19 protein-coding genes are annotated in these 23,878 nt (G+C 71.6%); 6 read left to right on the top strand and 13 right to left on the bottom strand.

Annotation, left to right across the window (positions count from 1 at the left end; translation table 11 throughout):
• Nucleotides 1-70: 70 nt before the first annotated feature.
• Nucleotides 71-865, bottom strand: coding sequence for an IclR family transcriptional regulator (locus ACZ63J_RS04315; protein ID WP_465399789.1), 795 nt, complete (start codon nt 863-865; stop codon nt 71-73).
• Nucleotides 866-983: 118 nt separating this feature from the next.
• On the opposite strand from ACZ63J_RS04315, the gene ACZ63J_RS04310 reads away from it, so the two are divergent.
• The 4 genes from ACZ63J_RS04310 (at nt 984) to ACZ63J_RS04295 (ending at nt 7,608) form a co-directional block, all read left to right on the top strand.
• Nucleotides 984-2,192, top strand: coding sequence for a CaiB/BaiF CoA transferase family protein (locus ACZ63J_RS04310; RefSeq protein ID WP_465399790.1), 1,209 nt, complete (start codon nt 984-986; stop codon nt 2,190-2,192).
• A 1-nt stretch (nt 2,193) separates the two neighbouring features.
• Nucleotides 2,194-3,096, top strand: a complete 903-nt coding sequence (locus ACZ63J_RS04305; RefSeq protein ID WP_465399791.1) for a hydroxymethylglutaryl-CoA lyase — start codon at nt 2,194-2,196, stop codon at nt 3,094-3,096.
• A gap of 675 nt (nt 3,097-3,771) precedes the next feature.
• On the top strand, nt 3,772-5,202 hold the full coding sequence (locus ACZ63J_RS04300; protein WP_465399792.1) for a DUF1996 domain-containing protein: 1,431 nt from the start codon (nt 3,772-3,774) through the stop codon (nt 5,200-5,202).
• Nucleotides 5,203-5,517: 315 nt separating this feature from the next.
• Entirely contained in the window at nt 5,518-7,608 is a 2,091-nt protein-coding gene (locus ACZ63J_RS04295) for a YcaO-like family protein (protein WP_465399793.1), read from the top strand.
• Here ACZ63J_RS04295 and ACZ63J_RS04290 read toward each other — a convergent pair.
• Entirely contained in the window at nt 7,599-8,825 is a 1,227-nt protein-coding gene (locus tag ACZ63J_RS04290; RefSeq protein WP_465399794.1) for an MFS transporter, read from the bottom strand. The two genes, ACZ63J_RS04295 and ACZ63J_RS04290, sit on opposite strands and share 10 nt — an antisense overlap.
• Nucleotides 8,826-8,900: 75 nt before the next feature.
• On the opposite strand from ACZ63J_RS04290, the gene ACZ63J_RS04285 reads away from it, so the two are divergent.
• Complete coding sequence (locus ACZ63J_RS04285) at nt 8,901-9,464, top strand: ArsR/SmtB family transcription factor (RefSeq protein ID WP_465399795.1); 564 nt, start codon at nt 8,901-8,903, stop codon at nt 9,462-9,464.
• A gap of 70 nt (nt 9,465-9,534) precedes the next feature.
• Here the strand turns inward: ACZ63J_RS04285 and ACZ63J_RS04280 are convergent, their stop codons facing one another.
• From ACZ63J_RS04280 to ACZ63J_RS04240, 9 genes are all read right to left on the bottom strand, one after another.
• Nucleotides 9,535-10,293, bottom strand: coding sequence for a hypothetical protein (locus ACZ63J_RS04280; RefSeq protein ID WP_465399796.1), 759 nt, complete (start codon nt 10,291-10,293; stop codon nt 9,535-9,537).
• 145 nt (nt 10,294-10,438) lie between these two features.
• The gene (locus ACZ63J_RS04275; protein WP_465399797.1) at nt 10,439-11,878 is read right to left on the bottom strand and encodes a glycoside hydrolase family 3 protein; all 1,440 of its coding nucleotides are present in this window, start codon (nt 11,876-11,878) and stop codon (nt 10,439-10,441) included.
• Between the two features lie 3 nt (nt 11,879-11,881).
• Nucleotides 11,882-12,712, bottom strand: coding sequence for a carbohydrate ABC transporter permease (locus ACZ63J_RS04270; protein WP_465313835.1), 831 nt, complete (start codon nt 12,710-12,712; stop codon nt 11,882-11,884).
• Entirely contained in the window at nt 12,709-13,695 is a 987-nt protein-coding gene (locus ACZ63J_RS04265) for a carbohydrate ABC transporter permease (protein WP_465313836.1), read from the bottom strand. Before ACZ63J_RS04265 ends, ACZ63J_RS04270 begins: the two co-directional genes overlap by 4 nt.
• A complete protein-coding gene (locus tag ACZ63J_RS04260) occupies nt 13,692-14,996 on the bottom strand; it encodes a sugar ABC transporter substrate-binding protein (protein ID WP_465313837.1) in 1,305 nt (434 codons plus the stop codon). Before ACZ63J_RS04260 ends, ACZ63J_RS04265 begins: the two co-directional genes overlap by 4 nt.
• Before the next feature lie 723 nt (nt 14,997-15,719).
• Nucleotides 15,720-16,097: a hypothetical protein gene (locus ACZ63J_RS04255; RefSeq protein WP_465399798.1), complete on the bottom strand. Its 378-nt coding sequence runs from the start codon at nt 16,095-16,097 to the stop codon at nt 15,720-15,722.
• Nucleotides 16,098-16,880: an FHA domain-containing protein gene (locus ACZ63J_RS04250; protein ID WP_465399799.1), complete on the bottom strand. Its 783-nt coding sequence runs from the start codon at nt 16,878-16,880 to the stop codon at nt 16,098-16,100.
• Nucleotides 16,881-16,970: 90 nt separating this feature from the next.
• Nucleotides 16,971-19,064, bottom strand: a complete 2,094-nt coding sequence (locus tag ACZ63J_RS04245; RefSeq protein ID WP_465399800.1) for a (Fe-S)-binding protein — start codon at nt 19,062-19,064, stop codon at nt 16,971-16,973.
• 31 nt (nt 19,065-19,095) lie between these two features.
• A complete protein-coding gene (locus ACZ63J_RS04240) occupies nt 19,096-19,515 on the bottom strand; it encodes a hypothetical protein (RefSeq protein WP_465313841.1) in 420 nt (139 codons plus the stop codon).
• A gap of 222 nt (nt 19,516-19,737) precedes the next feature.
• Here ACZ63J_RS04240 and ACZ63J_RS04235 point away from each other — a divergent pair, with 222 nt between their 5' ends.
• Complete coding sequence (locus ACZ63J_RS04235; protein WP_465399801.1) at nt 19,738-20,400, top strand: nitroreductase family protein; 663 nt, start codon at nt 19,738-19,740, stop codon at nt 20,398-20,400.
• A 121-nt stretch (nt 20,401-20,521) separates the two neighbouring features.
• On the opposite strand, the gene ACZ63J_RS04230 is transcribed toward ACZ63J_RS04235, so the two are convergent.
• Together ACZ63J_RS04230 and ACZ63J_RS04225 are read right to left on the bottom strand one after the other, a co-directional pair.
• Nucleotides 20,522-22,624, bottom strand: a complete 2,103-nt coding sequence (locus ACZ63J_RS04230) for a diguanylate cyclase domain-containing protein (RefSeq protein ID WP_465399802.1) — start codon at nt 22,622-22,624, stop codon at nt 20,522-20,524.
• 90 nt (nt 22,625-22,714) lie between these two features.
• Nucleotides 22,715-23,746, bottom strand: coding sequence for an alpha/beta hydrolase (locus tag ACZ63J_RS04225; RefSeq protein ID WP_465399992.1), 1,032 nt, complete (start codon nt 23,744-23,746; stop codon nt 22,715-22,717).
• Nucleotides 23,747-23,878 lie beyond the last annotated feature (132 nt).

The raw sequence follows: 23,878 nt of genomic DNA, 5'->3' as shown, positions 1-23,878 counted from the left end.
CCCCGGACGAAGCCGGGATGCGTTAACGGGCACCGTGCCGCTCACCGGCACGAACCGGACAGCCTCGCGTTCAGAGCGCGGCGACCCGCTCGACACCCGGGCGGTACCCGAGCCGCTCCGAGGCCCGGCGGCCCGCCTCGACCACGACCGGCGCCAGCCGCGGCACGTCGGCCGCCGTCATCCGCTGGGTCGGCGCGCCGATCCCGATCGCCGCGCTGACCTCGCCGTTCAAGCCGAACACCGGCGCGCTGAGCGACGCCGCGCCGAGGTCGCGCTCTTCGAAGCTCACCGCGTACCCCGTCTCGCGGATCTGCCCGAGCTGCTCGGTGAGCAGGTCGATGTCGACCGTCGTGCGCGGGGTGAAGCGGGCCAGGCCGTGGCCGATCGCGTCCTTGACCGCGAGCTTGTCCCAGGCCAGGAACACCTTCCCGGCCGAGCCGGCGTGCAGCGGCATCACCATGCCGACGACGAACAGCCGCACCACCGGGTGCCGGGACTCGGCGAGCGAGATCACCGTGCGGTACGCGCCGTCGCGGACGTAGAGGCACGCCGTCTCGCCGGTTTCGTCGCGCAGCTGCTGCAGCACCGGGCGGGTCAGCCGGACCAGGTCGAGGCCGAACGTGCCCGGCGCCGCCCAGCGGACCAGGCCGAGCCCGACGCGGTAGGTGTCGTCGTAGCGGTCGAGGAAGCCCTCGCGCACCAGGTTGTGCACCAGCCGCTGGCACGTGCTCGCCGGCAGCCCGGTGGACCGGGTGATCTGCTGCAGCGTCAGCTCGGGGTTGTCGATGGTGAACGACTCGAGGATCTGCTTGAACTTGCGCAGCACCAGCACCGGCGTGGTGCCACTGCGTTCTTCCTCAGCCATTCGCCCCGTCCCGTGCCCCGTGGTGTGCCGCACAGTCTATCCACGCTCACCGCTGTTGACTCCTCGACACTCGCCCGTATTCTGAGTTGGCAACTCACATAGTGGTTGGGAGTCGGGCATGAACGAACAAACCGGGCCGCTGACCGGTGTCCGGGTGGTCGAACTGGGGAACTTCATCGCCGCGCCGACCGCCGGGCGCCTGCTGGCCGACTTCGGCGCCGACGTCGTCAAGGTCGAGCGCCCGGGCACCGGGGACGAGCTGCGGCGCTGGCGGCTGCACGGCGGGGACACGTCGCTGCTCTTCCGCACGCTCGGCCGCAACAAGCGCTCGGTGTCCGTCGACCTGCGCCGTCCCGAAGGCCAGGAGATCGTGCGTGGGCTGGCCGCCCGCGGCGACGTCCTGCTGGAGAACTTCCGGCCCGGCACCCTGGAACGCTGGGGACTCGGCCCGGACGAGCTGCGCGCGCTCAACCCGCGGCTGGTCGTGGTCCGCGTGTCCGGCTACGGCCAGACCGGCCCCTACCGCGACCGGCCCGGCTTCGGCGGGGTCGCCGAGGCGATCGGCGGCCTGCGCGCGCTGACCGGCTATCCCGACCGGCCGCCGACCCGGGTCGGGATCAGCCTCGCCGACTCCGTCGCCGGGCTCTACGCGGTGATCGGCGCGCTGATGGGCCTGCTGCGGCGCGACCGCGAGCCGGGCGCCACCCCGGGCGAGGTGGTCGACGTCGCGTTGTACGAGGCCGTGTATTCGCTGATGGAGTCGCTGGTCCCGGACTTCGAGGCGTTCGGCGTCACGCGCGGCCCGGCCGGCTCCGCGCTGCCCGGCGTGGCGCCGTCCAACACCTACCGCTGCGCCGACGGGAAGTACATCGTCGTCAGCGGCAACGGCGACGCGATCTTCCGGCGGCTGATGCGCGCGATCGACCGCGGCGACCTCGCGGACGACCCGCGCCTCGCGGACAACGCCGGGCGCGTCGAGCACGCCGGCCTGCTCGACGACGCGATCGGCGCGTGGACGGCGACCCTCGCCCAGGAGGCTGCCGAAGCGGCGCTGCGCGCGGCGTCCGTCCCTTGTGGACCGATCCTGACCGCGGCCGACATCACCAAGGACCCGCACTTCGCGGCGCGCGGCATGCACGAACGGCACCGCGTGCCCGGCCACCACACCGAAGTCACCTTTCCCGGCATCGTGCCGAAGCTGACCGAACGGCCCGGGTCGACCCGGGCGCTCGGGCCGGAGCTGGGCGAACACACCGAGGCCGTGCTCGCGGAGCTCGGTCTCACCGGCGAGGCCGTTGCCCGCCTGCGCGAGAAAGGCGTGATCTGACATGAGCGAGGTCCTCATCACCGAGGTCGTGCTGCGCGACGGCCTGCAGGACGAGCCGGTCACCGTGCCGTCGCACGAGAAGGTCCGGCTCGCCCGCGGCCTGGTCCACGCGGGCCTGCGTTCCCTGGAGGTCGGCTCGTTCGTCTCGCCGCGGCGGGTGCCGCAGATGGCCGACACGGGCGAGGTGCTGCGGACCCTGCTGCCGGACGTGCCGGCGAGCCTGCACACGCTCGTGTTCACCGAACGCGGGACGCGGCAGGCGATCGACGCCGGCGCGAAGGCGGTGCGGCTGGTCGTTTCGGCCGGCGACGGGCACAGCGCCGCCAACGCCGGGGTCCCGACGGCCGCGGCCCTGGACCGGCTGGCCGGGTGCGCCGAATTGCTCGCTGCGGCGGGCGTGACGGTGGAAGCGTCGGTAGCGACGGCGTTCGTGTGCCCGTTCGACGGGGACATCGACCCCGCCCGGACGGCCGGCGTCGCCGCCCGGCTGGGCGCACTGGGCGCGCGGGTGGTCCACCTCGCCGACACGATCGGCGCCGCCCGGCCCGGCCAGCTTCGCGCGACCGTGGCCGCCGTGCGCGACGAGCTGCCGGACGTGCCGCTCGGCCTGCACCTGCACAACACCTACGGCCGCGCGGCGGCCAACGCGTGGGAGGGGCTCGGCCTCGGCATCCGCCGCTTCGACTCGGCGCTCGGCGGGCTCGGCGGCTGCCCGTTCGCCCCGGGCGCGTCCGGCAATGTCGCGACGGACGACCTCGTCGACTTCTTCCACCGCGAAGGCGTCGCGACCGGGATCGACGTCGGGAAGCTGGCCGAGCTGCGCGACCAGGTGGCCCTCGCGGTCGGGCACCGCCTCGACTCGGCCCTGGCCGCGATCCCGGCGGTCCCGGCGGCGCTGCGCTGATCCCGGCGACGCCGTGAATGACTCATTCCTGGCGTCGGACGTCAGGAATGAGTCATTCACCACGGCGGCCGGGCGCCCGGCGGCCGGGAATCTGATCTCCGGCCGGAACGGTTCTCCCGTCGTGGCGCGGACACAGATTCCCCAACCCGCGGCCGGCGGGCATTCCGCGCGCCTCACTCAGGGATACGGATGCCGGTTCGGATCGGTTCAAAGTTTTTCGCCACACTCCTCGGAGCTGGACAACGCCCTGGTCGGCGGCCCAAGATGACCGCGCACCCGAGAACGTCGGAGCGGGTCACGCGCGGCTACCCAGCGTGATCCACCTGCGAGCCGTCGCGCCCGCGTCATTTGGTGTGCGCCATTCTTCGTCAATTCTTGACGCCCTTTCACGCCCGCACCCGGCTACGGAAACGGAAACCGGACCTGACGGTTCGTGATTGCCGGAAATACCTTCTTGCCCGGCGTCAAGTCCCGGTGTAGCTTCCATCACGGAACGATAACCAGCCGGTTGACGGCGCGGCCACGGGCAGGTGGTCGCGCATCCGCCGATGTCGGGTCGGTGGACCAGCCGGGAATCGTTCTCCCGCCGACGTTTTTCCTGATGGGCCGAGCCCTGCCTCGCGTCCGTTCAGTGTCGTGCGTTCCCGCCAGCCCGACACCCCCGGAGGATTCCGCATGTCCCGCACCCAAGGACGGCATCGCCTTTCCCGCAGAACGAAGATCGCGACCGGCGGCCTCGCCCTCGCGATCGCCGTGGGTGGCATCGTCGTCGCCACGACCACCGGCGGCACCGGCGAAGCCAGTGCCGACGAAGCCGATCCCGCGCTCTACGTCGACATCCTGAAGGTGAAGCCGAACCAGTTCGACCCGCGGCCGGTCTACGGCGCGTCGACCGGCACCTTCACCGTCGACTGCGGCCGCAACGAGAACGGCCACTTCAACCCCGACAACTTCATCGCCCAGCCCGGCGTCCGCAACGGCGCCCAGCACCTGCACGACTACGTCGGCAACCTCTCGACCAACGCCGACTCGAACAACAAGAGCCTCGTCAAGGCCGGCACCACCTGCCGCAACGGCGACAAGTCCGCCTACTTCTGGCCCGTCGTCCGCATCGACACCGGCGAAGCAGAGAAGAACGCTCCGGCGAAGAAGCCCGACGGCGACCGCGCGCAGGCCGACCAGGAGGCGAAGACCGTGCAGGTCGCCTGCCCGGACGTCGCGAGCAAGCTCACCGACGTGCCCGACCAGGCGATGCCCGAGGTCGACGGCAACCTCGACCAGCTCGACACGCAGACCGACGAGGCCAACCAGCGCGTCGCGCAGACGCAGGGCCAGGGCGGCGCGGACTTCGTGCAGAACGCCATCCTGAACCCGCTGAAGGACCGGCGCGCGGCGATCCTCGAGCGGATCGCCACCATCATCGCCCGGTTCGCGCCGAAGCCGAAGGACCTCGGCGGGCTCGCGCCGTGCGCGCCGAAGCCCGGCAAGGACACCGGCACGCCGACCCCGCCGCCGAGCAGCACCGCGGGTGGCGCGCTGCCGGGCCAGGACGAGAACAACGAGCTGCCGGGCAACGACGGGGAGATCCAGCGGCCGCAGAAGGTCCAGATCACCTTCCGCGGCAGCCCGGTGGGCAAGGTCGTGGCGATGCCGCGCTTCCTGCGTGTCCTCTACGGCGACGCCAAGCAGAGCACCAACGGGCCGGCCAACGCCCGGGCGAGCTGGACGTGCACCGGCTTCGAGAACCGCGTCACGGACAAGTACCCGATCTGCCCGCAGAACAGCAAGGTCAAGCGGATCCACACGTTCCCGAGCTGCTGGGACGGGAAGAACACCGACAGCGCCAACCACCGCACGCACATCGTGTTCCCGGACAAGTTCGGGCAGTGCGCCAAGGGGTTCAAGGCCGTGCCGCAGCTGCAGATCTCGCTGACCTACGACATCCCGCACGACATCCAGGTCAAGAAGCAGTACAAAGTGGACGCCTTCCCCCAGGAGAAGCACAACCCGCTGTCCGACCACGACGACTTCGCCAACGTGATGTCGCAGCGGATCATGAACGGGCTGGTCAACTGCGTGAACCGCGGCAAGAACTGCCGCGCGTGAGCTGAGCTGCCCCTCGAACGGCCTCCCACCGGCGATCCGCCGGTGGGAGGCCTTCATGGTTCCGGGTGTGCGTACCTCCCGGACCGGACCGTGACGAACGCGGGCGCGGCACGTGCGGACCGCAGTCCAGAAGACGCCGGAACACCCGGGCGCGACCGAAACTGGGTCACCTCACCACTCCCCGGTTGCGGCCGGGGCCCGCACACCGAAGAGGAGGAACCGCGGGATTTCCGCCCCAACGCACCCCGCCACGTGCCGCGGCCCCCTGGCTCCGGGGCCGCGGCACGCCCACGTCCGGCCCACCGGAGGTTCGTGATGCCCGCCGACGACGTCCGCCTGCGGTTGACCGGAGCCGAGGTCCACGACCTCGGTCCCGGACGGTGCCTGCTGATCACGCCGAGCGGCGGTGAGGTCCCGATTCCCGCGCCGGCGCACGAGGTCCGGGACTGGGTCCGCCGCTGCGACGGCACCCGCGGCCGCACCGAGCTGCTGTCCTGGATGGACCCCGGCTTCGGCGAGATCGTCGACCTCCTGGCCGCGGACAGCGTTTCCGCGCCGGCGCGCCACCCCGGCGTCGGGTCCCCCCGGATCACCACGACCACCGTGCTGCTGGCCGGTTCGCCGGAGCTGACCGCTCCCCTCGCGGACATCCTGGCGACGTCCGGCTACGCGCGGGTCGAGGTGCTCACCGGCCTCGACCACACCTTCCCGGTGACCGCCGACGACACCGTCGTCGTCGCGGCGTACACCCGTCCGGCGCATGCCGAACTCACCGCGCTGGGCGCGTTGTGCGCGCGCCACGGGCTGCGCTTCTTCCCGTTCCGCGCCGAACACGGCCGGGGTCTCGCCGGGCCCGCGGTCACGCCGGGCGCCGGCCCCGGTTTCGCCGACGCGCTCGCCCGACGTGCCGCCGCCGGGGATCCGCGGGAGCTCGACGACGCCGGCTCGCGGTTCTCCCCCGCCGACGCCCGCTGGCTGCTCACCACCGTCGCCGTCCAGCTGGGACGCTGGATCGCCGGTGAACCCGCCGACACCACCACCGGGGAGCTCGAGCTCGACCCGGCGCGGCTGACGGCGTTGCCGCGGCCCGTGCTGCCGTTGTCCTCCCGGCGCGGGCAGGCGGCGGACGAGCCTCGCCCCGGCCTGCTCGTCGACGACCGGACCGGGATCGTGACCGGCGTCCACGAACTGCCGGGCGTCCCGGCGCGGCTTCGGGTGTATGCCGCCGATGTCGCGGGCCACGGACGGGTGGTCGGCGCGTCGTGGCAGGACGTCGAGTCCGCCCGCGACGCGGCACTCGGCGAGGCGGTGCGGCTCTACTGCGGCGCGTCACCGCTCTCGGACGACGACGTCCGCCACGACAGTTACGCGCGGCTGCGGCGCGACGGCGTCCCGGCGCTCGACCCGCGCCGGCTGAACCTCTATTCGCCGCGGCAGTACCGCACCCCCGGTTTCCCGTTCGCGCCGCTGACCCCCGACGTCGCGATCGACTGGCTGGCAGGGTTTTCGCACACCCGGCGGGAACCGGTCTGGGTTCCGGCGTGCCTCGTCTCGCCCGGGCCCGGCGCCCGCTTCACCGCCCCGCTCACCGCCGGGGCGGCCGGCGGGACCAGCGAAGAGCAGACCCTCACCGCCGGTCTGGAAGCGGTGCTGGCCCGGGACACCGCCATGCTGTGGTGGGCCAACACCCCGCGGCTGCCGCGGCTCCGGCTGACGACCGAACTGCGCGCCCTCGTCGCCGAGACCGCCGAAACCCACGACGTCACGCTGATTCCGCTGGACACCGAGTTCGGCGTCCCGGTGGTCGCGGCCGCCGTCTTCGACCGCACCCGGCGGCGGCTGACAACCGGGTTCGCGAGCCGCTCCGACGCGGTCGAGGCGGCCAAAGCAGCGCTCGCCGAGGGTTTTGCGCTGCAGCACACCCAGCTCACCCTCGACGACGAGCGGGCGCCGGGCCGGTCGGGCGCGCTCAAGCCGTACCGCGCCGACCGCCGGTACCTCGACTCCTACCGCGAGGACTTCGCCGACGTCGTGGATCCGGCGTGCCAGCAGCAGGTCCACCTCGACCCGCGCGCGGCGGCCCGGACCGCGCCGTGGGTGCGCGACCTGCCGGCGCGCGGCTGGGAAGGCCTGCCGGCGTTGGGAGAGCGGACTTTCAAGGCCTACCAGGATCGAGTGGAGGCGCGCGGGTTCGAGGTGATCAGCGTCGACCTCACCACTCGCGACGTCGCCGCCGCCGGCTTCCACGTCACGCACACGCTCGTGCCGGGGCTGGTGCCCGCGTTCCCGGCCGGGCTGCCCTGCTGGGGCGACGGCCGGATCCGCCGCGCGGCCGTCGACCTCGGGTGGCGGGAGAAGCCGTTGCCGGAGGAGCGGCTGAACGTCTTCCCGCTCCCCTACGCCTGAGAAGTTCTTTCGGTGGCTTCGCTTTCCGCGCGCGTGAACGTGTCTTCGGTGATTCCGAACAGGCCGCCGACGACGGCGAAGGCCAGCACGGTCATGAGCACGAACACGGTGTGCAGCCCGGCGGCCTGCGCGAGCGCGCCGCCGGCCAGGGCGCCGAGCGACTTGGTGCCCCAGGCGACGAGCCGGTGGCTGCTGTTGAGCCGGCCGAGCAGGCGGTCGGGCGTCACGCGCTGGCGCAGCGACACCATCACGACGTTCGAGACGAGGATGCCCGCGCCGCCGAGGAAGAACGCGGCGCCGACGAGGAACGGGTCGGCCGTCACGGTGAGCACGCCGACCGTGAGCCCGCCGGCGAGCCACGACACCCACAGTGCGCGGACGCGGCCGAGCAGCCGTTCCACCGGCTCGGCGAGCAGCGAGCCGGCCAGGCCACCGGCGGCGGTCATGGCCATCAGCAGGCCGAAGGCGGGTCCGGAGAGTCCCATCGCCGAGCCCGGGCCCGCCGCGTACAGCACGAACACGGCGAAGGTCGCGCCGGTGGCGAAGTTGAACGTGCCGACCATGACCGAGAACGTCCGCAGCACCCGGTGCCGCATGAGGAACCGCAGGCCTTCGGTGATGTCCGCGCGGAGCGAGGTGGGCGCCGGGCGTTCGATCCGGTAGGACCCGCGCACCAGCAGCAGCGCCACGACGGCCACCGCCCACAGCGCCACCGGCGTGACGAGGGCGGCGACCACCCCGGCCGCGGCCAGCACCCCGGCGAGCGGCGGGCCGGCGAACTCGTTGGCGGTCTGCTCGGCGGCGAACATCCGGCCGTTGGCCCGGGCCAGCTGCGCCCGCCCGACCACCTGCGGCACGATCGACTGCGCGGCGGTGTCGTAGATCGTCTCGGCGCACCCCACCCCGACGGCGGCGACGTAGAGCGCCCAGATCGATCCCCCGCCGAAGACGGTCAGCAGGCTCACTCCGGCGAGCAGTCCCCCGCGGACGAGGTTGGCGGCGAGCATCGCGCGGCGGCGGTCGAGGCGGTCGACCAGCGCGCCGGCGGGCAGCGCGAAGAGCAGCCACGGCAGGCTGAAGGCGAAGGCGAGCCCGGCGATGAGGGCCGGCTCCCGGGTGTAACCGACCGCGACGAGCGGCAGCGCGACCTTGAGCACGCCGTCGGCGAGGCTGGACAGGCCGGCGGCGGTCCACAGCCGCCAGAACACGGAGTTCATGAATGGAGGTTCGCACATCGATGGGGATTTCTCCATCGATGTGACGCGATTCCATCGATGGACTACGCTGCGTTCATGACCGAGCCCCGCCGCCGCCGGCCCGCGACTCCGGCCGAGGCCAAGGCCCTCGGCCACCCCCTGCGGCTGCGCATCATGCGGCTCTGCCTGGTCGACGAGCTGACGAACAAGCAGCTGGCCGACCGCCTGGACCGCGACCCGGGCACGGTCCTGCACCACGTGCGCCAGCTGGTGGCGGCGGGCTTGCTGGAGCCGGCGCCGGTCCGCACGGGAGCCAGCGGCGCGCTGGAGAAGCCGTACCGTTCGAACAACGAGACGTGGTGGCTGGACGGCCCCCTGGCCGGCGCCGACCCCGAGACGCGGTTCGCGCCGCTGGAGATCTTCCAGGAGGAGCTGCGCGAGGCGGGGCCGGAGTCGGTGGTGGTGCACGAGAAGTTCCTGCTGCACCTGTCCCCTGACGAGGCCGCGGAGCTGGATCGGCGGATCTTGGCGGTGCTGGACGAGTACGTGGCGACCGATCATGAGCGCTCGGACCGCCCGGCGGTTGGGGGGATTTTTGTGCTGCATCACGTGAAGCGGGAGGGTTCGGAGACGCCGGGGCGTCCCGAGCGTCCCGAATGACCCATTCACGACGCGCGGCCCCTGCCCGGGGGAGGTGGGCAGGGGCCGCGCGTGACTACCGCTCAAAACGTCAGTGGTTCACCTTGAACCAAGGCTGCGACCAGCCGAGGTACGTCTGGCCCCACTTGCTCTTGATCTGCGCGATCGTCGTCTCGGTGTAGCTGCCGTAGCCGTTGATGTCGTTCGACAGGAACTTGCCGCCGCCGATGGAGATCATCGTGTGGCCGGCGCCGCTGCTCTTGAAGAACGCCAGCCCGCCGGCCGGGACCTGGGTGTCGCCCGGGTGCTTGAACGAGGCCGGGATCTGCGTCCAGTGGACGTACGCCGTCTCCGAGCCCGATGCGGTCCAGCCGTAGTTCTGCGCGTTGATCCGGTCGCACCAGCCCTCGTAGGAGTCGAGGTCGTTCGTGTGGACGCGGGTCTTGGCGTAGGCCACCGCCTGGGCGCACGTCTTGGGGTTGCCGGTGCCCGCGGTGGTGCAGGTCAGGGTCGAGCCCGCGCAGTCCGGGGCCACGCGGCCGTCCGAGCCGGTGTAGACGTAGGCGTCGCTGATGTAGCCGTCGCCGACCTTGTCCCAGATGTCCGAGGTGCCGTACTTGCCGTCGACGGTCGAACCGTTGGTCTGGCAGGAGATGGTGACCGCGGTGCCGTCGGCGACCGCGCCGACCGGGCTCCCGCTGGTGCTCGGGGTGGCCCGCACGGTCAGCGCGATCCCCGAGTCCGTGTGCACGGTCCCCGTGGCCGCCAGGGCCGGGGTGGCGCCGGCGAGCACGATCGCCGCGGCGATGCCGGCCACGCCGGCCACCCGCTTCCCGATCCGAATTCTCATGGTCTGTCCCTCCAGGATGTGTGTGGGGACAGCATGGAGACCGCCGGTACAAGGCCCGTACAAAAGCGCGGACCCCTTGTGGAGATGCGGCAAACAGGACGAGCCCCGCCGGTCGGCCGACCGGCGGGGCTCGTCGAAACCGGGCTCAGGCCAGGTACTCGGCCACCGCGCGCAGGCTCACGTACGAGCCGCTGAACGTGTCGATCCGCGGCCGGCCTTCCGCCACCGGACCGGGCGCGCCGGTCTCGACGCGGATGAAGTCCACCCCGGACAACGCGGCCAGCAGCTCCCGCACCCGCGGGTGCCGGTGCGCTTCCCGCGTGACCACGACGACGCTGCCGAACCCCTTCGCCGCCTCGAGGATCGTCTCGACGTCTTCAGGGGTCGCCGTCATCGCCCGGGTGCCGGGCACCAGCTCGGCCAGGTGCGCGCCGAGGCCCCACGGCATCGGGCCGGCCGCAATGGTCGGCTCGGTCTGGACGTCGACCACCAGCGGCGGACCGGCCAGCCGCGGCTCGCCGGTGACCCGCAGCGCCTTGCGCGCCGCCTCCAGGCCGAGCCGGCGGTCGACCGGGCCGACCGTCGCCGGGGCCGGGTCGGTGCCGAGCGACGCCGTCCGCGAAGCCGCCTCCTCGAGCCGCTCCAGCGGCAGCTCCCCCGACGCCACCGCGGCGACGATCGCCGCGTTGATGGCGTCCAGGGCGTCGGCCTCGAAGGCCGCGCCGCCGATGCACAGCGCGTCCGCGCCGGCGACCAGGGCCCGCACGGCGGACTGGCCCAGGCGGTCGTGCCGGCCGTACGCGCCGGACACCGCGCCCATCTCCAGCGCGTCGGTGATGACCGCGCCGGTGAAGCCCAGCTCGCCGCGCAGGACCTCGGTGAGGGCCGTCCGGTTGAGCGTGGCCGGCTCGTCGCCCCAGGCCGGGACGACCAGGTGACCCGACATCACCGAGCGCACCCCGGCCCGGATCGCCGCGGCGAACGGGACCAGCTCGATCTCTCGCAGCTCCTCCGGCGTCCGCGGCAGCACCGGCAGCGCGACGTGGGAGTCCTCCGTCGCCGCGCCGTGGCCCGGGAAGTGCTTCGCGCACGCCGCGACGCCGTACTTCTGCAGGCCGGTGACGTAGGCCGCGACGTGCGGTGACGCCTTCGCCGGGTCGGACCCGAACGCCCGGACGCCGATGATCGGGTCCTCGGCCGCCAGGGTCAGGTCCGCGCACGGCGCCAGGTTGATCGTGACACCGCAGGCCGCGAGCCGTTCGCCGAGCGCGGCGGCGACCGCCGTGGTCAGCTCCGGGTCGTCGGCCGCGCCGAGCGCCAGCGGGCCCGGCACGAACGACCCGGTGTTGACGTCGAGGCGGGTGACGTCGCCACCCTCCTCGTCGATGCCGACGACCACGCCGTCCCGCTCGCCCCGCAGCTGCGCGGTGAGCGCGGCGACCTGCTCGTCGTCCACGACGTTGCGGCCGAACAGCACCACCCCACCGAGGCCGTCTGCGATCCGGCGGCGGAGCCAGTCCGGCGCGGTGGTCCCGGCGAAGCCGGGCAGGACGACCGCTTCGGCGAGCTTTTCGGGAGCGGACACCGGCTACCCCTTCACCGCGCCGGCCGTCACGCCGGACACGAGCTTGCGCTGCACGATCAGGAAGAACACCAGCGCCGGGATGGCGTAGATGACCGACGCGGCCATCACGCCGCCCCAGTCGGTCGCGAACGCCGTGCGGAACGACGCCAGCCACACCGGCAGCGTCTCCTTCGGCTTGTCCCGGATGAACACCAGGGCGAACAGGTACTCGTTCCACGCCGTGATGAAGCTGAACACCGAGGTGGTGACCAGCCCCGGCCCGAGCAGCGGCAGCGTCACCCGGCGGAACGCGCCGGTCTGGCTGCAGCCGTCGATCATCGCGGCCTCTTCCAGCTCGTACGGGATCCCGTTGACGAACCCGTAGAGCATCCAGACCGTGAACGGCAGCGTGGTGGCGAAGTAGATCAGCAGCAGCGACGGCAGCGTGTTGAGCAGCCCGGCGTCCCGCATCAGCAGGAACAGCGGGATGAACAGTGCCGACACCGGGGCCAGCTGCGCCACCATGACCAGCACCAGGAAGCCCTTGCGGCCGGTGAAGCGCAGCCGCGAGAGCGGGATCGCCGCCAGCGTCCCGGCGACCAGCGCGCACAGCACCGACCCGACCGTGACGATCAGGCTGTTGAGCAGGTACGTCGGGAAGTTGTCCTTGGACAGCGCGGTGGCGAAGTTGCCGAAGGAGAACGACGTCGGGATCAGGTCGTACTTGGGCGAGAGGATCTCGCCGGGCGTCCGCAGCGACGTGACGAACATCCAGTACGTCGGGAACACGATCGCCAGCGCCACGAGCACGCCGACGACCGAGAGCGCGATCCGCTGCGACAGCGGTTTCCTCACGTCAGATCACCTTCCGGGGTCCGGACCAGCAGCTGGATGTACCGGCCGGTGATGAGCGCCAGCACGATCAGCATCAGGGTCGCGATCGCGCCCGCCGCGCCGAAGTGGTTGCCCGCGATGCCCTTGAGGTAGAGGACGACGGCGAGCGTGGTGCTCCCGCCGTCCGGGCCGCCCTCGCGGATCGCCCAGATCTGGGCGAAGGCGTTGAAGTCCCACAGCACCGACAGGAAGGTCACCATGGTGGTGATCGGCCGGATGGCGGGCCAGGTCACCGCGCGGAACGTCTGCCACGGCCCGGCGCCGTCGATGCCGGCGGCCTCGTACTGCTCGCGCGGGACGCCGATGAGGCCCGCGTACAGCGAGAACGTCACGAACGGCACGGCCTGCCAGACGATGAGCAGCCCGATCACGGCGAGCGTGCTGGGGCCGCTGGAGAACCACGAGAAGCCGATGAAGCTGTGGAACCCGAGCCGGTCGAGGGTCTTGTTGAGGATGCCGTACTGCTCGTCGAAGATCCACTGGAAGACGGTGGTCGTGGCGATCACCGGGGTCGCCCAGGCCAGCACGAGCGTCACCTGCACGATGATCCGGACGACCGGGTCGAGGTGGCGCATCAGCACCGCCAGCAGCAGGCCGCCGAGGATGGTCGCGGCCACGATCGAGGCGGTGAACACCAGCGTCCGGACCGTGATGGCCCAGAACTCCGGGTCCGAAAGCGTGTTCGTGTAGTTGTCGAACCCGACCCAGATGGTCTTGCCCGAGATGAGCTGGCCGATGTCGAGCTTGCGGAAGCTGATCGCGAGCACCTGGACCAGCGGCCAGGCGAGCAGGACGAGGATGGCGGCGAGGGCGGGGAGGAGGAGCAGGTACGGGAGCACCCGGTCGCCGAACCGGCCCCGCTTGCGCCTCCTGACCCCCGCGTCGCGCGGCGATGCCGGCGGGGTCGCCCCCGCCGGCATCGTCACATTCGCGGTCGCTGTCATCCGCCGATGAGCTTGTTCAGCGCTGCGTTGGCGTCGGCGGTCGCCTGGTCGAGCGTCTTCTTGCCGGTCAGGTACGCGGTCAGCATGTCCTTGACCGGGTTCTGGCCGGACTCCACGTCACCCCACTTCGGGCTGGCCGGCACGGCCTTGCCGTTGGTGGAGGCCTTCGCCATCACCGTGCCCAGCGGGTCCTTGTCCAGGCCCGCGAGGTCGGTCGACGTGCCGGGCACAACCCCGGCGGCGGCGAGCTGGCCCTGGTACTTCGCGCTGGAGAGCAGCTTGATGTACTCCTTGGCCGCGGCCACGTTCTTGCTGTTGGCCGGGATCGCCAGGTTGGAGCCGCCCAGGAAGACCGGGGCGCTCTGGCCGGCGGTCTTGCTCGGGATCGGGAAGGCGCCGGTCTTGGCGGTCAGGCTCGGGTCGGTCTTGGCGGCCGTCGGCAGCTCCCACGGGAGACCGATCATCATGGCCACCTTGCCGGCGCCGTAGACGGTCGCCTGCTGCGGCTTGGCCTCGTCGGCGTCCTTCGGCGCCTTGGTGCCGGAGGTGTCGACGAGCTTCTTGTAGAAGTCCAGGCCCGCCTTCGCGCCGGCGCTGTCCAGCGTCGCCTTGAAGTTCTTGCCGTCGGGCTGGGCGATGTCGCCACCGTTGTCCCAGATGAACGAAAGCAGCGCATACCAGTTCTGGCCCGGCATGTACAAGGGCTGGAAGTCGGGGTCGGACCCGAACTTCGTCTTCAGCTTGGTGATCGCGTCGACCCACTCGTCGTTCGACGTCGGCGTCTTGGTGATGCCGGCCTGCTCGAACATGTCCTTGCGGTAGATGACCTCACGGTTGGCCGCGTAGAACGGCACGCCGTAGACCTTGCCGTCGTAGCTGCCGGAGTCCGCGAGACCCTTCAGCCACTGCGCGCCGTTGAAGCTGTCCTTGTCGGCGGTCAGGTCGGTCAGCACACCGTCCTGCGCGGCGAACGCCGCGGTCTGCGTGTTGCCGATCTCGATGACGTCCGGCGGGGCGCCACTGGCCAGCGCGGTCGTCAGCTTCTGCTGGATGCCGTCCCACTGCTGGATTTCGTACTTGACCTTGACGCCCGGGTGGGCGGTCTCGAACTCCTTGTTGAGCGCGTCGGTCAGCGTGGTCGGCGCGGAGCCCGTCATCAGCCAGACCGTGACGTCGCCGGTGATCTGCGCGGGAGCACCACTCGACGAAGCGGCGGTGTCCGTGCCGCTGGAACCCGCGCAGCCCGCGGTCGCGAGGGTGAGTGCGGCGGCGCCCGCCGCCAGCTTGAGCCAGCGTTTCACTCGATGCCGTCCTTTCCATGCCCGGCCACCGTGGCCGGACGCCCCAAATGGTGTAGACCAATGTTGGAGCTAGAGTGGTACGTACCACAGGCGGTGTCAAGGCGGTTGCCGGAACGTTGTAAACGCACCGGGCACTCTGACGAAGAGTAGCCGACCGGTCACCCGCACTGCCCCGACCTGCGGCGGAAGTCGTCCGAATAGGAGGGTGTCCGGAACGTTTTTCACCGGTGGGCACGCGGAATCCGCGGCAGCACCACCCGGACGGCGCAGCAAAAACCGCCCCGGGAAAGAATTACCGGGACGGCGATGAAGCGCGCGTGCGGTTTCCGTTTCCGGAGACCAGGCCGCCCGCGGGTGCGGGCGACGGCCGGTCCGGTCGGCGCCGGTGTGCTTTCCGGCCGGAATCCGGCCTTGAACCGGCCCTGAAGTGCGGAAACGAGCGTGTCTCACCTGGTGCGGCGGTGCGGCCCGCCCGGCCGGTCAGGCGGCCGCGGTACCGCCGCCGCGAGCCCCGCACGGCTGGAACGGGATCCCCACTGCCGCGCCGAGCGCCCGCACAGCTAGAACGGGACTTCCGCCGCCGCGTTGAGCACCCACTCGGCTGGAACAGGATCCCACCAGCGCGCCGAGCGCCCGCACGACTGGAACGGGACTCCCACCGCCGCGCCGAGCACCCGCACGACTAGAACGGCACTCCCACCGCCGCGCCGAGCACCCGCACAGCTAGAACGGCACTCCCACCGCCGCGCCGAGCACCCGCACCGCCGTCCACAACCCGGCACCGGCCGTCGCGAGGCCGCCGGCGTCGCGCAGCAGGTCTCGCGCCCGGCGCACCTTCGCGCCCGCGGACCCCGCCGCCCCGCCGTGGACCACGTCCCGGTCGACCTCGTCGAGGGCGTCGTGCACGGCGTCCTTCGTGGCCGGGGGCAGCCGGGCGGCGTCCAGCTCGGCGCGGACCGCCCGGACCAGCCCGGCGACCTGCCGGGCGTCGAGGCCGCGGCGGATCTCCTGGTGTCCACCGTGGACGGTGTTGATGTCGCCGTGGACTGCGTTGTTGACCGTCCCCGCGCGGACTTCGCCGTGGAAGTGGATGCCGTCCATCTAGCCCCTCCTGCTCCGCTGGCGGCGCCTGCGCTCGCGCGCCGCCTTGGCCATCACCAGCCCGATCATCGTCACGACCGTGCCGAGCACGAACAGCGCGAACCCGACGACACCCAGCGGCACCCCGTCGATCACGTCCGGGCCGAGCAGCGGCGGCGGCGCGTCGAACGAGCCCGCCGAAACCGCGTCGGAGCCCGCCTTGACGAACTTCAGGATCACCGACGCCCAGATCCCGAACCCGCCGAGCAGCATCAGCAGCCCCAGCAGCATCACCGCGCGGCCGGCGCCCTGCCCGGTGGCCAGCTCGGTGAACACCTGGCCCTCCGGCGTGCTGAACTCGTACTGGTGGTGCTGCCGGTGGTCGTAGCTGTTGTTGACGTCGCGGCCGGCGTTGTTGATCGTCTCGGCGGACACGTCGCCGAACGCAACCCCGCCGGCCGAGGACCGCTGCCACGTGCGGGTGTGCGCGGCGCCGCCCTCGCCGTCGGAGTAGACCGCGGCGATCGGGCCGAACTCGAGCCGGTCGCCGTTGCGCAGCGCGTGGTCCTGCTTGGCGGCCAGGCGGTGGCCGTTGACCCAGGTGCCGTTGCGCGAACCGGCGTCGGACACCCAGGTGCCGCGGCCGTCCCGGCGGACCCACGCGTGGTGGCTGCTGACCTGGTCGGAGTACAGCCGCAGGTGCGCGTCCGGGCCGCGGCCGACCAGCCACGAGCCGCGGCGCACCACGAGCCGGGCGACCGCGCCGTCGAGCGTCTCGATCTTCGCTTCGTCCTGCCCGCTCATCGGCACTCTCCTCCTGCCGCAGGGCTCTCCGCTGCTTCAAGGAAGAGCCCTGCGGCGGCCGGGAGATATCCGGCGAACGGGTGAACCCGTTCAGGCCTTCGGCGCCGGTGTCTTCACCCGCTCCAGCAACAGCTGGGCCACGTCGCGGACGTCGACGTTCTCCGCCTTCTGCTCGCTCTGCCGCTGGACCAGGCCGTCGGTGAGCATCACGCGGCAGAACGGGCAGCCGGTCACGATCGTCTCCGCGTCCGTCGCGATGGCTTCGTCGACGCGCTCCAGGTTGATGCGCTTGCCGATCTGCTCCTCCATCCACATCCGCGCGCCGCCCGCGCCGCAGCAGAGCGCGCGGTCGGCGTGGCGCGGCATCTCCTCGAGCGTCGCGCCGGTCGCCCCGACGAGCTCGCGCGGCGGGGTGTAGACCTTGTTGTGGCGGCCGAGGTAACACGGGTCGTGGTAGGTGACCTTCGGACCGTCTTCGACCGCCTTGACCGGCGTCAGCTGCCCGCCGCGCACCAGCCGGTTGAGCAGCTGGGTGTGGTGCACGACCTCGTAGTGCCCGTCGAGGTCCGGGTACTCGCGGCCGAGCGTGTTCAGGCAGTGCGGGCACGTCGTGACGATCTTGCGCAGCCGCGGCTCGCGGCCCTCGAACACGGCGTTGAGCGTCTCCGCCGTCTGCTGCGCCATCATCTGGAAGAGGAACTCGTTGCCCGCGCGGCGCGCCGGGTCACCGGTGCAGGACTCCTCCTTACCGAGCACGACGTACTTCACCCCGGCGATGTGCAGCAGCTCGGCCGTGGCGCGGACGGTCTTGCGGGCGTTGTCGTCGAATGCGCCCGCGCAGCCGACCCAGTAGACGTATTCGACGTCTTCCGCGAGCTCACCGTCGAACACCGGGACGTCGAAGCCGAGGTCCTTGGTCCAGGCGAGGCGTTCCGAGTTGTTCTGGCCCCAGGGGTTGCCCTTGGTCTCCAGGTTCTTGAACAGCCCGCCCAGCTCGGTCGGGAACGCCGACTCGATCATCACCTGGTAGCGCCGCATGTCGACGATGTGGTCGACGTGCTCGATGTCCACCGGGCACTGCTCGACGCACGCGCCGCAGGTGGTGCACGACCAGAGGACATCCGGGTCGATGACACCGCCGTCGGCTTCCGGCCCGACCAGCGGGCGCGCGTCCTCGTGCTCCTTGCCCGAGAGGACGTAGGGCGCCTCCTCGAAGAGGTTGTCCCGCAGGCCCATGATGAGCAGCTTGGGCGACAACGGCTTCCCGGTGTTCCACGCCGGGCACTGCGACTGGCAGCGGCCGCACTCGGTGCACGTGGCGAAGTCGAGCATGCCCTTCCACGTGAAGTCGCCGATCTTGCCGCGGCCGAACGTGTCGTCCTCGCCCGGGTCCTCGAAGTCGATCGGCTTGCCGCCGGACTCCATCGGCAGCAGCGGGCCGAGCGCGTCCGGCAGCCGCTTCGCCGAGACGTTGATCGGCGCCACGAAGATGTGCAGGTGCTTGGAGTAGAGCACGATGCTGAGGAACACGAGCATGACGCCGATGTGCAGCAGCAGGCCGACCGTCTCGAGGACCTCGGTCGTGGAGTGCCCGAGCGGCTCGAGGAGGTTCCCGACGCCGAGCGAGACGTACGCGCCGTTGTCGTACGGGAAGTTGCCCGACGCCGAAGACGCGCCGCGGAAGAAGAACATCGTCCAGACAACGTTGAAGATCATGACCAGGATCAGCCAGGCGCCGCCGGTGTGCGAGCCGTAGAAGCGGGACGCGCGGTCCTTGCGCTCGGGGGCGTTCCGGATGCGGATCACGGTGAACACGCCCAACGAGACGGCCACCATCACGGCGATGAAGTCCTGCAGGAAGCCGAGCACCGCCCAGTGCCCGATCCACGGGATCGCGAACCGCTCGTCGAACAGCGCGCCGTACGCCTCGAGGTACACCGAAGCGAGGATCACGAAGCCCCAGAACGTGAAGAAGTGCGCGAGGCCGGGCACCGACCACTTCAGGAGCTTGCGCTGGCCGAACACTTCGCGCACCTGCGCGAAGAGGCGGGCGCCCAGGTCGTCCGACCGCTTCGTGTCGGGCTGGCCGGCCTTGATCAGCCGGTACAGGAAGGCCACGCGCTTGCCGGCGACGGCGAGGCCGACGACCGTCATGAGCAGACCGAGGATGAGACGAACGAGCACGAGTCCTCCGTGACGTGCTGGAAGGAACGGCTCAGTGCGAGCCGGTGTAGTAGCGGCACGCCTGGCACGCGTACCGCATCTTCGCGACCCGCCAGTGTTTCCGGTACAGATCGAGGTCGGCCGACCGGCGGACGCCGAGGCGCTGGTAGCGCCCCGGACGGCGGCGGCCGGTTTCGTACTGCTCGGTCGCGCGGCCGAGGTGGGCGCGCCGCAGCACGCACCCCCGCGTCCCGCAGCGGCCGAGCGCGCCGCGGCAGAACCGGTGCAGCAGCACCAGCTCCCCGCTCACTTCGTCGACAACGCCGTAACCGGGGTGGCTGCCCGGTCCGGTGAGCCGCACCGGCAGCCCGCAGTACCCGCATTTGAGGGTGCAGGAGAGACAGCCGGTGATGTGCCTGAGCCGCAGTTCGCGCCGATCTTCGGAGCCGGGTCCTCGGACGCGCGACGCCATGGGGCCTCCTGGAGCGACTGTGATCGGCACCACTGCCTGCTACTGGAGGGTAATGAGAGGCTCACGTCGTGCGACAGGACCAAATGGCCTAGTTGACATAGGCTGTTCGACGTAAAAAACAGAGGAAGGATCACCTTACTGTCCGTACAGCGAACGGCGTTGCGCCGGAGATCGTACGTTCGGCCCTGCCGCGGCGACCGTGTCCCCCGCCACACTCCGGACATGACCTACCACCCCGTGCCCTACCGGCCCGCCCGGCTGCCCGCCGCCGAAGCCGTCGCCCGGTCCGCCGCGCTGCGGCAGCGGATGGAAGCACGGCGCTCGGTCCGGATGTTCTCCCCCGACCCGGTGCCGGAGCGCGCGGTCCTCGACGCGATCGCGGTCGCCTCCACCGCACCGAGCGGCGCGCACCAGCAGCCCTGGACGTTCGTCCTCGTCACCGACCCGGCGGTCCGCCGCACGATCCGCGAAGCCGCCGAGGAAGAGGAACGGATCTCCTACGGCGGCCGGTTGGGCGACGCGTGGCTCGACGCGCTGCGGCCCTTGGGCACGGACGCGGTGAAGCCGCACCTGACGGACGCGCCGTACCTGATCGTGGTGTTCCAGCAACGTTTCACCCTCGACGAAGACGGCGGCGTCCACAAGCACTACTACGTCGACGAGTCGGTGGGCATCGCGGTCGGCATGCTCCTGACGGCGTTGCAGGTGGCCGGCCTGGCGGCGTTGACGCACACCCCGTCCCCGATGCGGTTCCTCGGCGAGCTGCTCGGCCGGCCCCGCAACGAGAAGGCGTTCGCGGTGATCCCGGTGGGATATCCCGCGGACGACTGCGTGGTGCCGGATCTGCAGCGGAAGCCGCTCGAAGAGGTGCTGGTCCGGGTGTGAGTGCTGCTCAGCTGCCGGGCAACCCGCCCGGCAGCTCGGCGAACACCGGCCCCGCCACGCTTCCGGCAACCGACTCCGCCACCGAACCCCCTCGACGAGGTCTCCTCCGCGCCTGACCGGCTCAGCTGCCGGGCAACCCGCCCGGCAGCTCGGCGAACACCGGCCCCGCCACGAGATCCACCCCGCGCTCCCGCCACCACTCGGCCAGCTCGCGGCTCCCGACCTCGGTCACCGAAACCGTCGCCCCGCCCAGATGGGCCGCTTCGATCAGCGTCGCCGTCGACAGCTCCACCAGCGGGTGGTCCCGGCGGGCCACCACGTGCGGCGCCAGGCGGACCGTGCGGACCGGCAGGTCCACCAGCCACGTCAAATCGCCCGCCGCGCCGTGGATCTCCGAAGCCACGCCGATTTCCGCCAGCACCTTGAGGTTGTCGGCCGCGTCGACGGCGTCCGGGGGCAGGGCCGCCGCCGGGAAACCCGGGCGGAGCCGTTCCGGGGGCAGGCCGGTGTCTTCGAGCACCCGGCGGATCTCCCCCACCAGCTCCGGATCGGCCGCCTGCGGCGCCGTGAGCTCCACCGTCAGCGGCACCTCGACGCCGGACTCGGCCAGCCGCTCGGCCGCCGTGCGCAGCAGCCACGTGCCCAGCGGCAGCGCCAGCCCGGTCTCCGCGGCCAGCCGCACGCAGGTGTCGTGCGGCAGCACGCCTTCCCGCGGATGCGTCCAGCGCAGCCGCGCCTCCACCCCGGCCACCTCGTCGCCGGCGGCGACCAGCGGCCGGTAGCGGACCTCGATCTCGCCGTTCTCCCAGGCGCCCGCCATCGACGCCGCGAGCCCGAAGTCGTGCCGGTCGCGCCGGTCCAGCTCCCGGTCGTAGAGGCCCCACTGGTTGCCCGTGCGCTGGACGCGGCGCAGCGTCAGGTCCGACGCGCGCAGCAGCTCCGCCGGCGTGATCTCGCGCGGCGGCCGGTGGACCACGCCGATGCTGGCCGACACCGCCACCCCGCGGTCGCCGTCGACGTACTCCGCCTCCGCGAGCTCATGGGTGATCCGGCGGACGAGCGTCACGACACCCGGCGTCTCGGCGGAGTTCTGCACCAGCACACCGAACTCGTCGCCGCCGAGGCGGGCCACGAGCGCCTTTTCCGCTTCGAACACCGTCTTCAGCTTCGCGGCGACGCCGCGCAGCACGCGGTCCGCGAGCTCCTGGCCGAGCCCGCCGGCGATCTGCGAGAAGCCGTCCAGGTCGAGGTGGAACAGCGTGACCCCGCGGGCAGCATCGGCCTCGCGCAGCAGGTTTTCCAGCCGGGTGCCGAAGAACTGCCGGTTCGGCAGCCCGGTGAGCGCGTCGTGCAGGGCCTGGTGGGACAAGCGCCGCTGCAGCAGCGAAACCTCGGTGTCGTCGTCGACGATCGTGAGCACCTGCCGCGGGGTGCCGACGGCGTCGCGGATCACCGAAGCGGCGAACGTCGCCCACATCGGCTCGCCGTCGCGGCCGAGCAGGCGCCGGCCGGCACGCAGCCGGTGCAGCTTGCCGGCCACCAGGTCCCGGTAGGCCTCCCGCAGCAGCTCGACGTCCTCCGGGTGCACGAGGTCGAACAGGCTCAGCGCCGCGATCTCGGCCGGCGTGCGGTTGAGCGTCTTGGCGAGCGCCGCGTTGGCCCGCAGCACCCGGCCGTCCAGCTCGGTGAGCGCGACGCCGCTGGCGGAGCCGGCGAACACCTCCTCGAACTGCGCGCGGGTGATGACCTGCTTCTGCCGCGTCTCCTGCTCGACCTTCAGCAGCGCGCGGCTGAGGCCTTCCTGCCGCTTCTGGATGTCCTCGCGCATCATCTCGCCGTACCCCGAGCTGAGCGCGCCGAGCACGACCACGACCCGCTCGGCCAGGCGGTCGACGTGGTGCAGCTCCGGCTCGCGCAGGAGCGCCTTGCCGAGCACCTCCAGGCTGCGGCGCAGGCTGTCCGCGCCGACGCACCGCAGTTCGACGAGCCGCTTCCCGGCCGCCGCGGCGCCCGCCAGGTCCGGGGGCTCGCTCGCGACCGCGTCGAACAGCCGGCCGGCCAGGACCGCCAGCTCGCGCTCGATCTCTTCGGGCGTGTGCGGCAGGTAGGCGGTCGTGCTGACCAGGTAACCCCACTTGCGCGCGAGGGTGCCGAGCCGGCGTGCCGCGCGTTCGGCGGACGGCTTCTTCCGCGGGGTGTCACCGCGGGGATGGGGAGCAGTCACCTCTGCCTGTCCAAGGGGTCTCGGGCATACTCCGATTCGGTCAGCCGATATATCTTGGCGCGAAACAACGCGACACGCACGGTTTAATATTCATCCAATCGAGTGATAACCCTGCGGAGCGATACTCAGGCTGTTTCGCAGCCACGACCGGGTGGCGTCCCGGTAGTCACCGGCGTTCCGGTGCAACGCAACGGAATGACCGGCACCCGGGAGGACGTACATCGACAGTTTCGACGGATCGGCGTAGTAGGGCGCCTCCTGCGCGCGCAACACTCCGGGGTCCGCGCAGTCACGCAGCGCGAGCAGTCCGCAGAAAAGAACGTCCTTTTCTCCCACCACCTGGAAAACCGGTGCGGTAATTCCCCTCGTCGCCGGCAGCACGATCCCGAACAACGCGACCGTGCCCATCCCGGGCACCGAGACCTGGTCCTTCGTGGCTTCGTCGGCCGCGATCACGCCCGGGTCGGCGTCGGCGGTGTTGTAGAACAGCCCGGCCCGCGCCCCCGGCCGCGTGGTGAAGTACAGCGGATCGCTGCCGAGGTGCCCGAGCCGGCCTTCGAGCAGCGCGGGCTGGAGCCCGAGCGCCGCGCCGAGCGCCAGCACCGGCAGCGCCGGCAGGTGCGTGATGCCGGTGAGGACCACCCCGTCGACGTCGTGGTAGGTCGACGCTTCGACGGCGACCACACCGGAGCCGACCGAGTGCCCGACGATCACGACCTTTGCGAACCGTACCCCGCCGACGTGCCCGGCGCGCAGGTGGCCGACCACCTCGTGCGTCGACTCCGCCGCGGCCCACACCGACAGCGGCAGGCTCAGCGGGTGACTGCTGTTCCCGGCGCCGAGCTGGTCCGCGGCGAAGGTCGCGTAGCCGTGCGCGGCCATGTCGCGCTGGTAGGAGTAGCGCTCGGGCTGGTACGGCAGGTCCCAGTACGCGCTGTTGTACGTCCCGCCGTGCACGAGCAGCTGGACGGTGTCCGGCGCGTCACCGGCGGGCAGGCACAGCCGGCCGTGCATCGTCGCGGGCGCGCCCGGCACCAGCGGCGGCAGACCCGGGCCGCTGACCGGCAGATCCGTGTCGGTGCACGAGATCGCGGCGGCCTCGGCGGGCATCGCGGCGGTCATCGAGGCGAGCAGGACACCGCAGGCGAACAGGGCCGACGTCACCTTGACGGGCAGCTTCACGCCGCACTCCCTCTGGACTCGGACAGGTGAAGGAACTCCGGAACACTACACCCGGTAGCCAAACGGGCACCG

The sequence above is a fragment of the Amycolatopsis sp. NPDC104863 genome (assembly GCF_055582965.1).
Note: the sequence above shows the minus strand (reverse complement) of the source record. Positions and strands in the feature narration are given on the sequence as shown.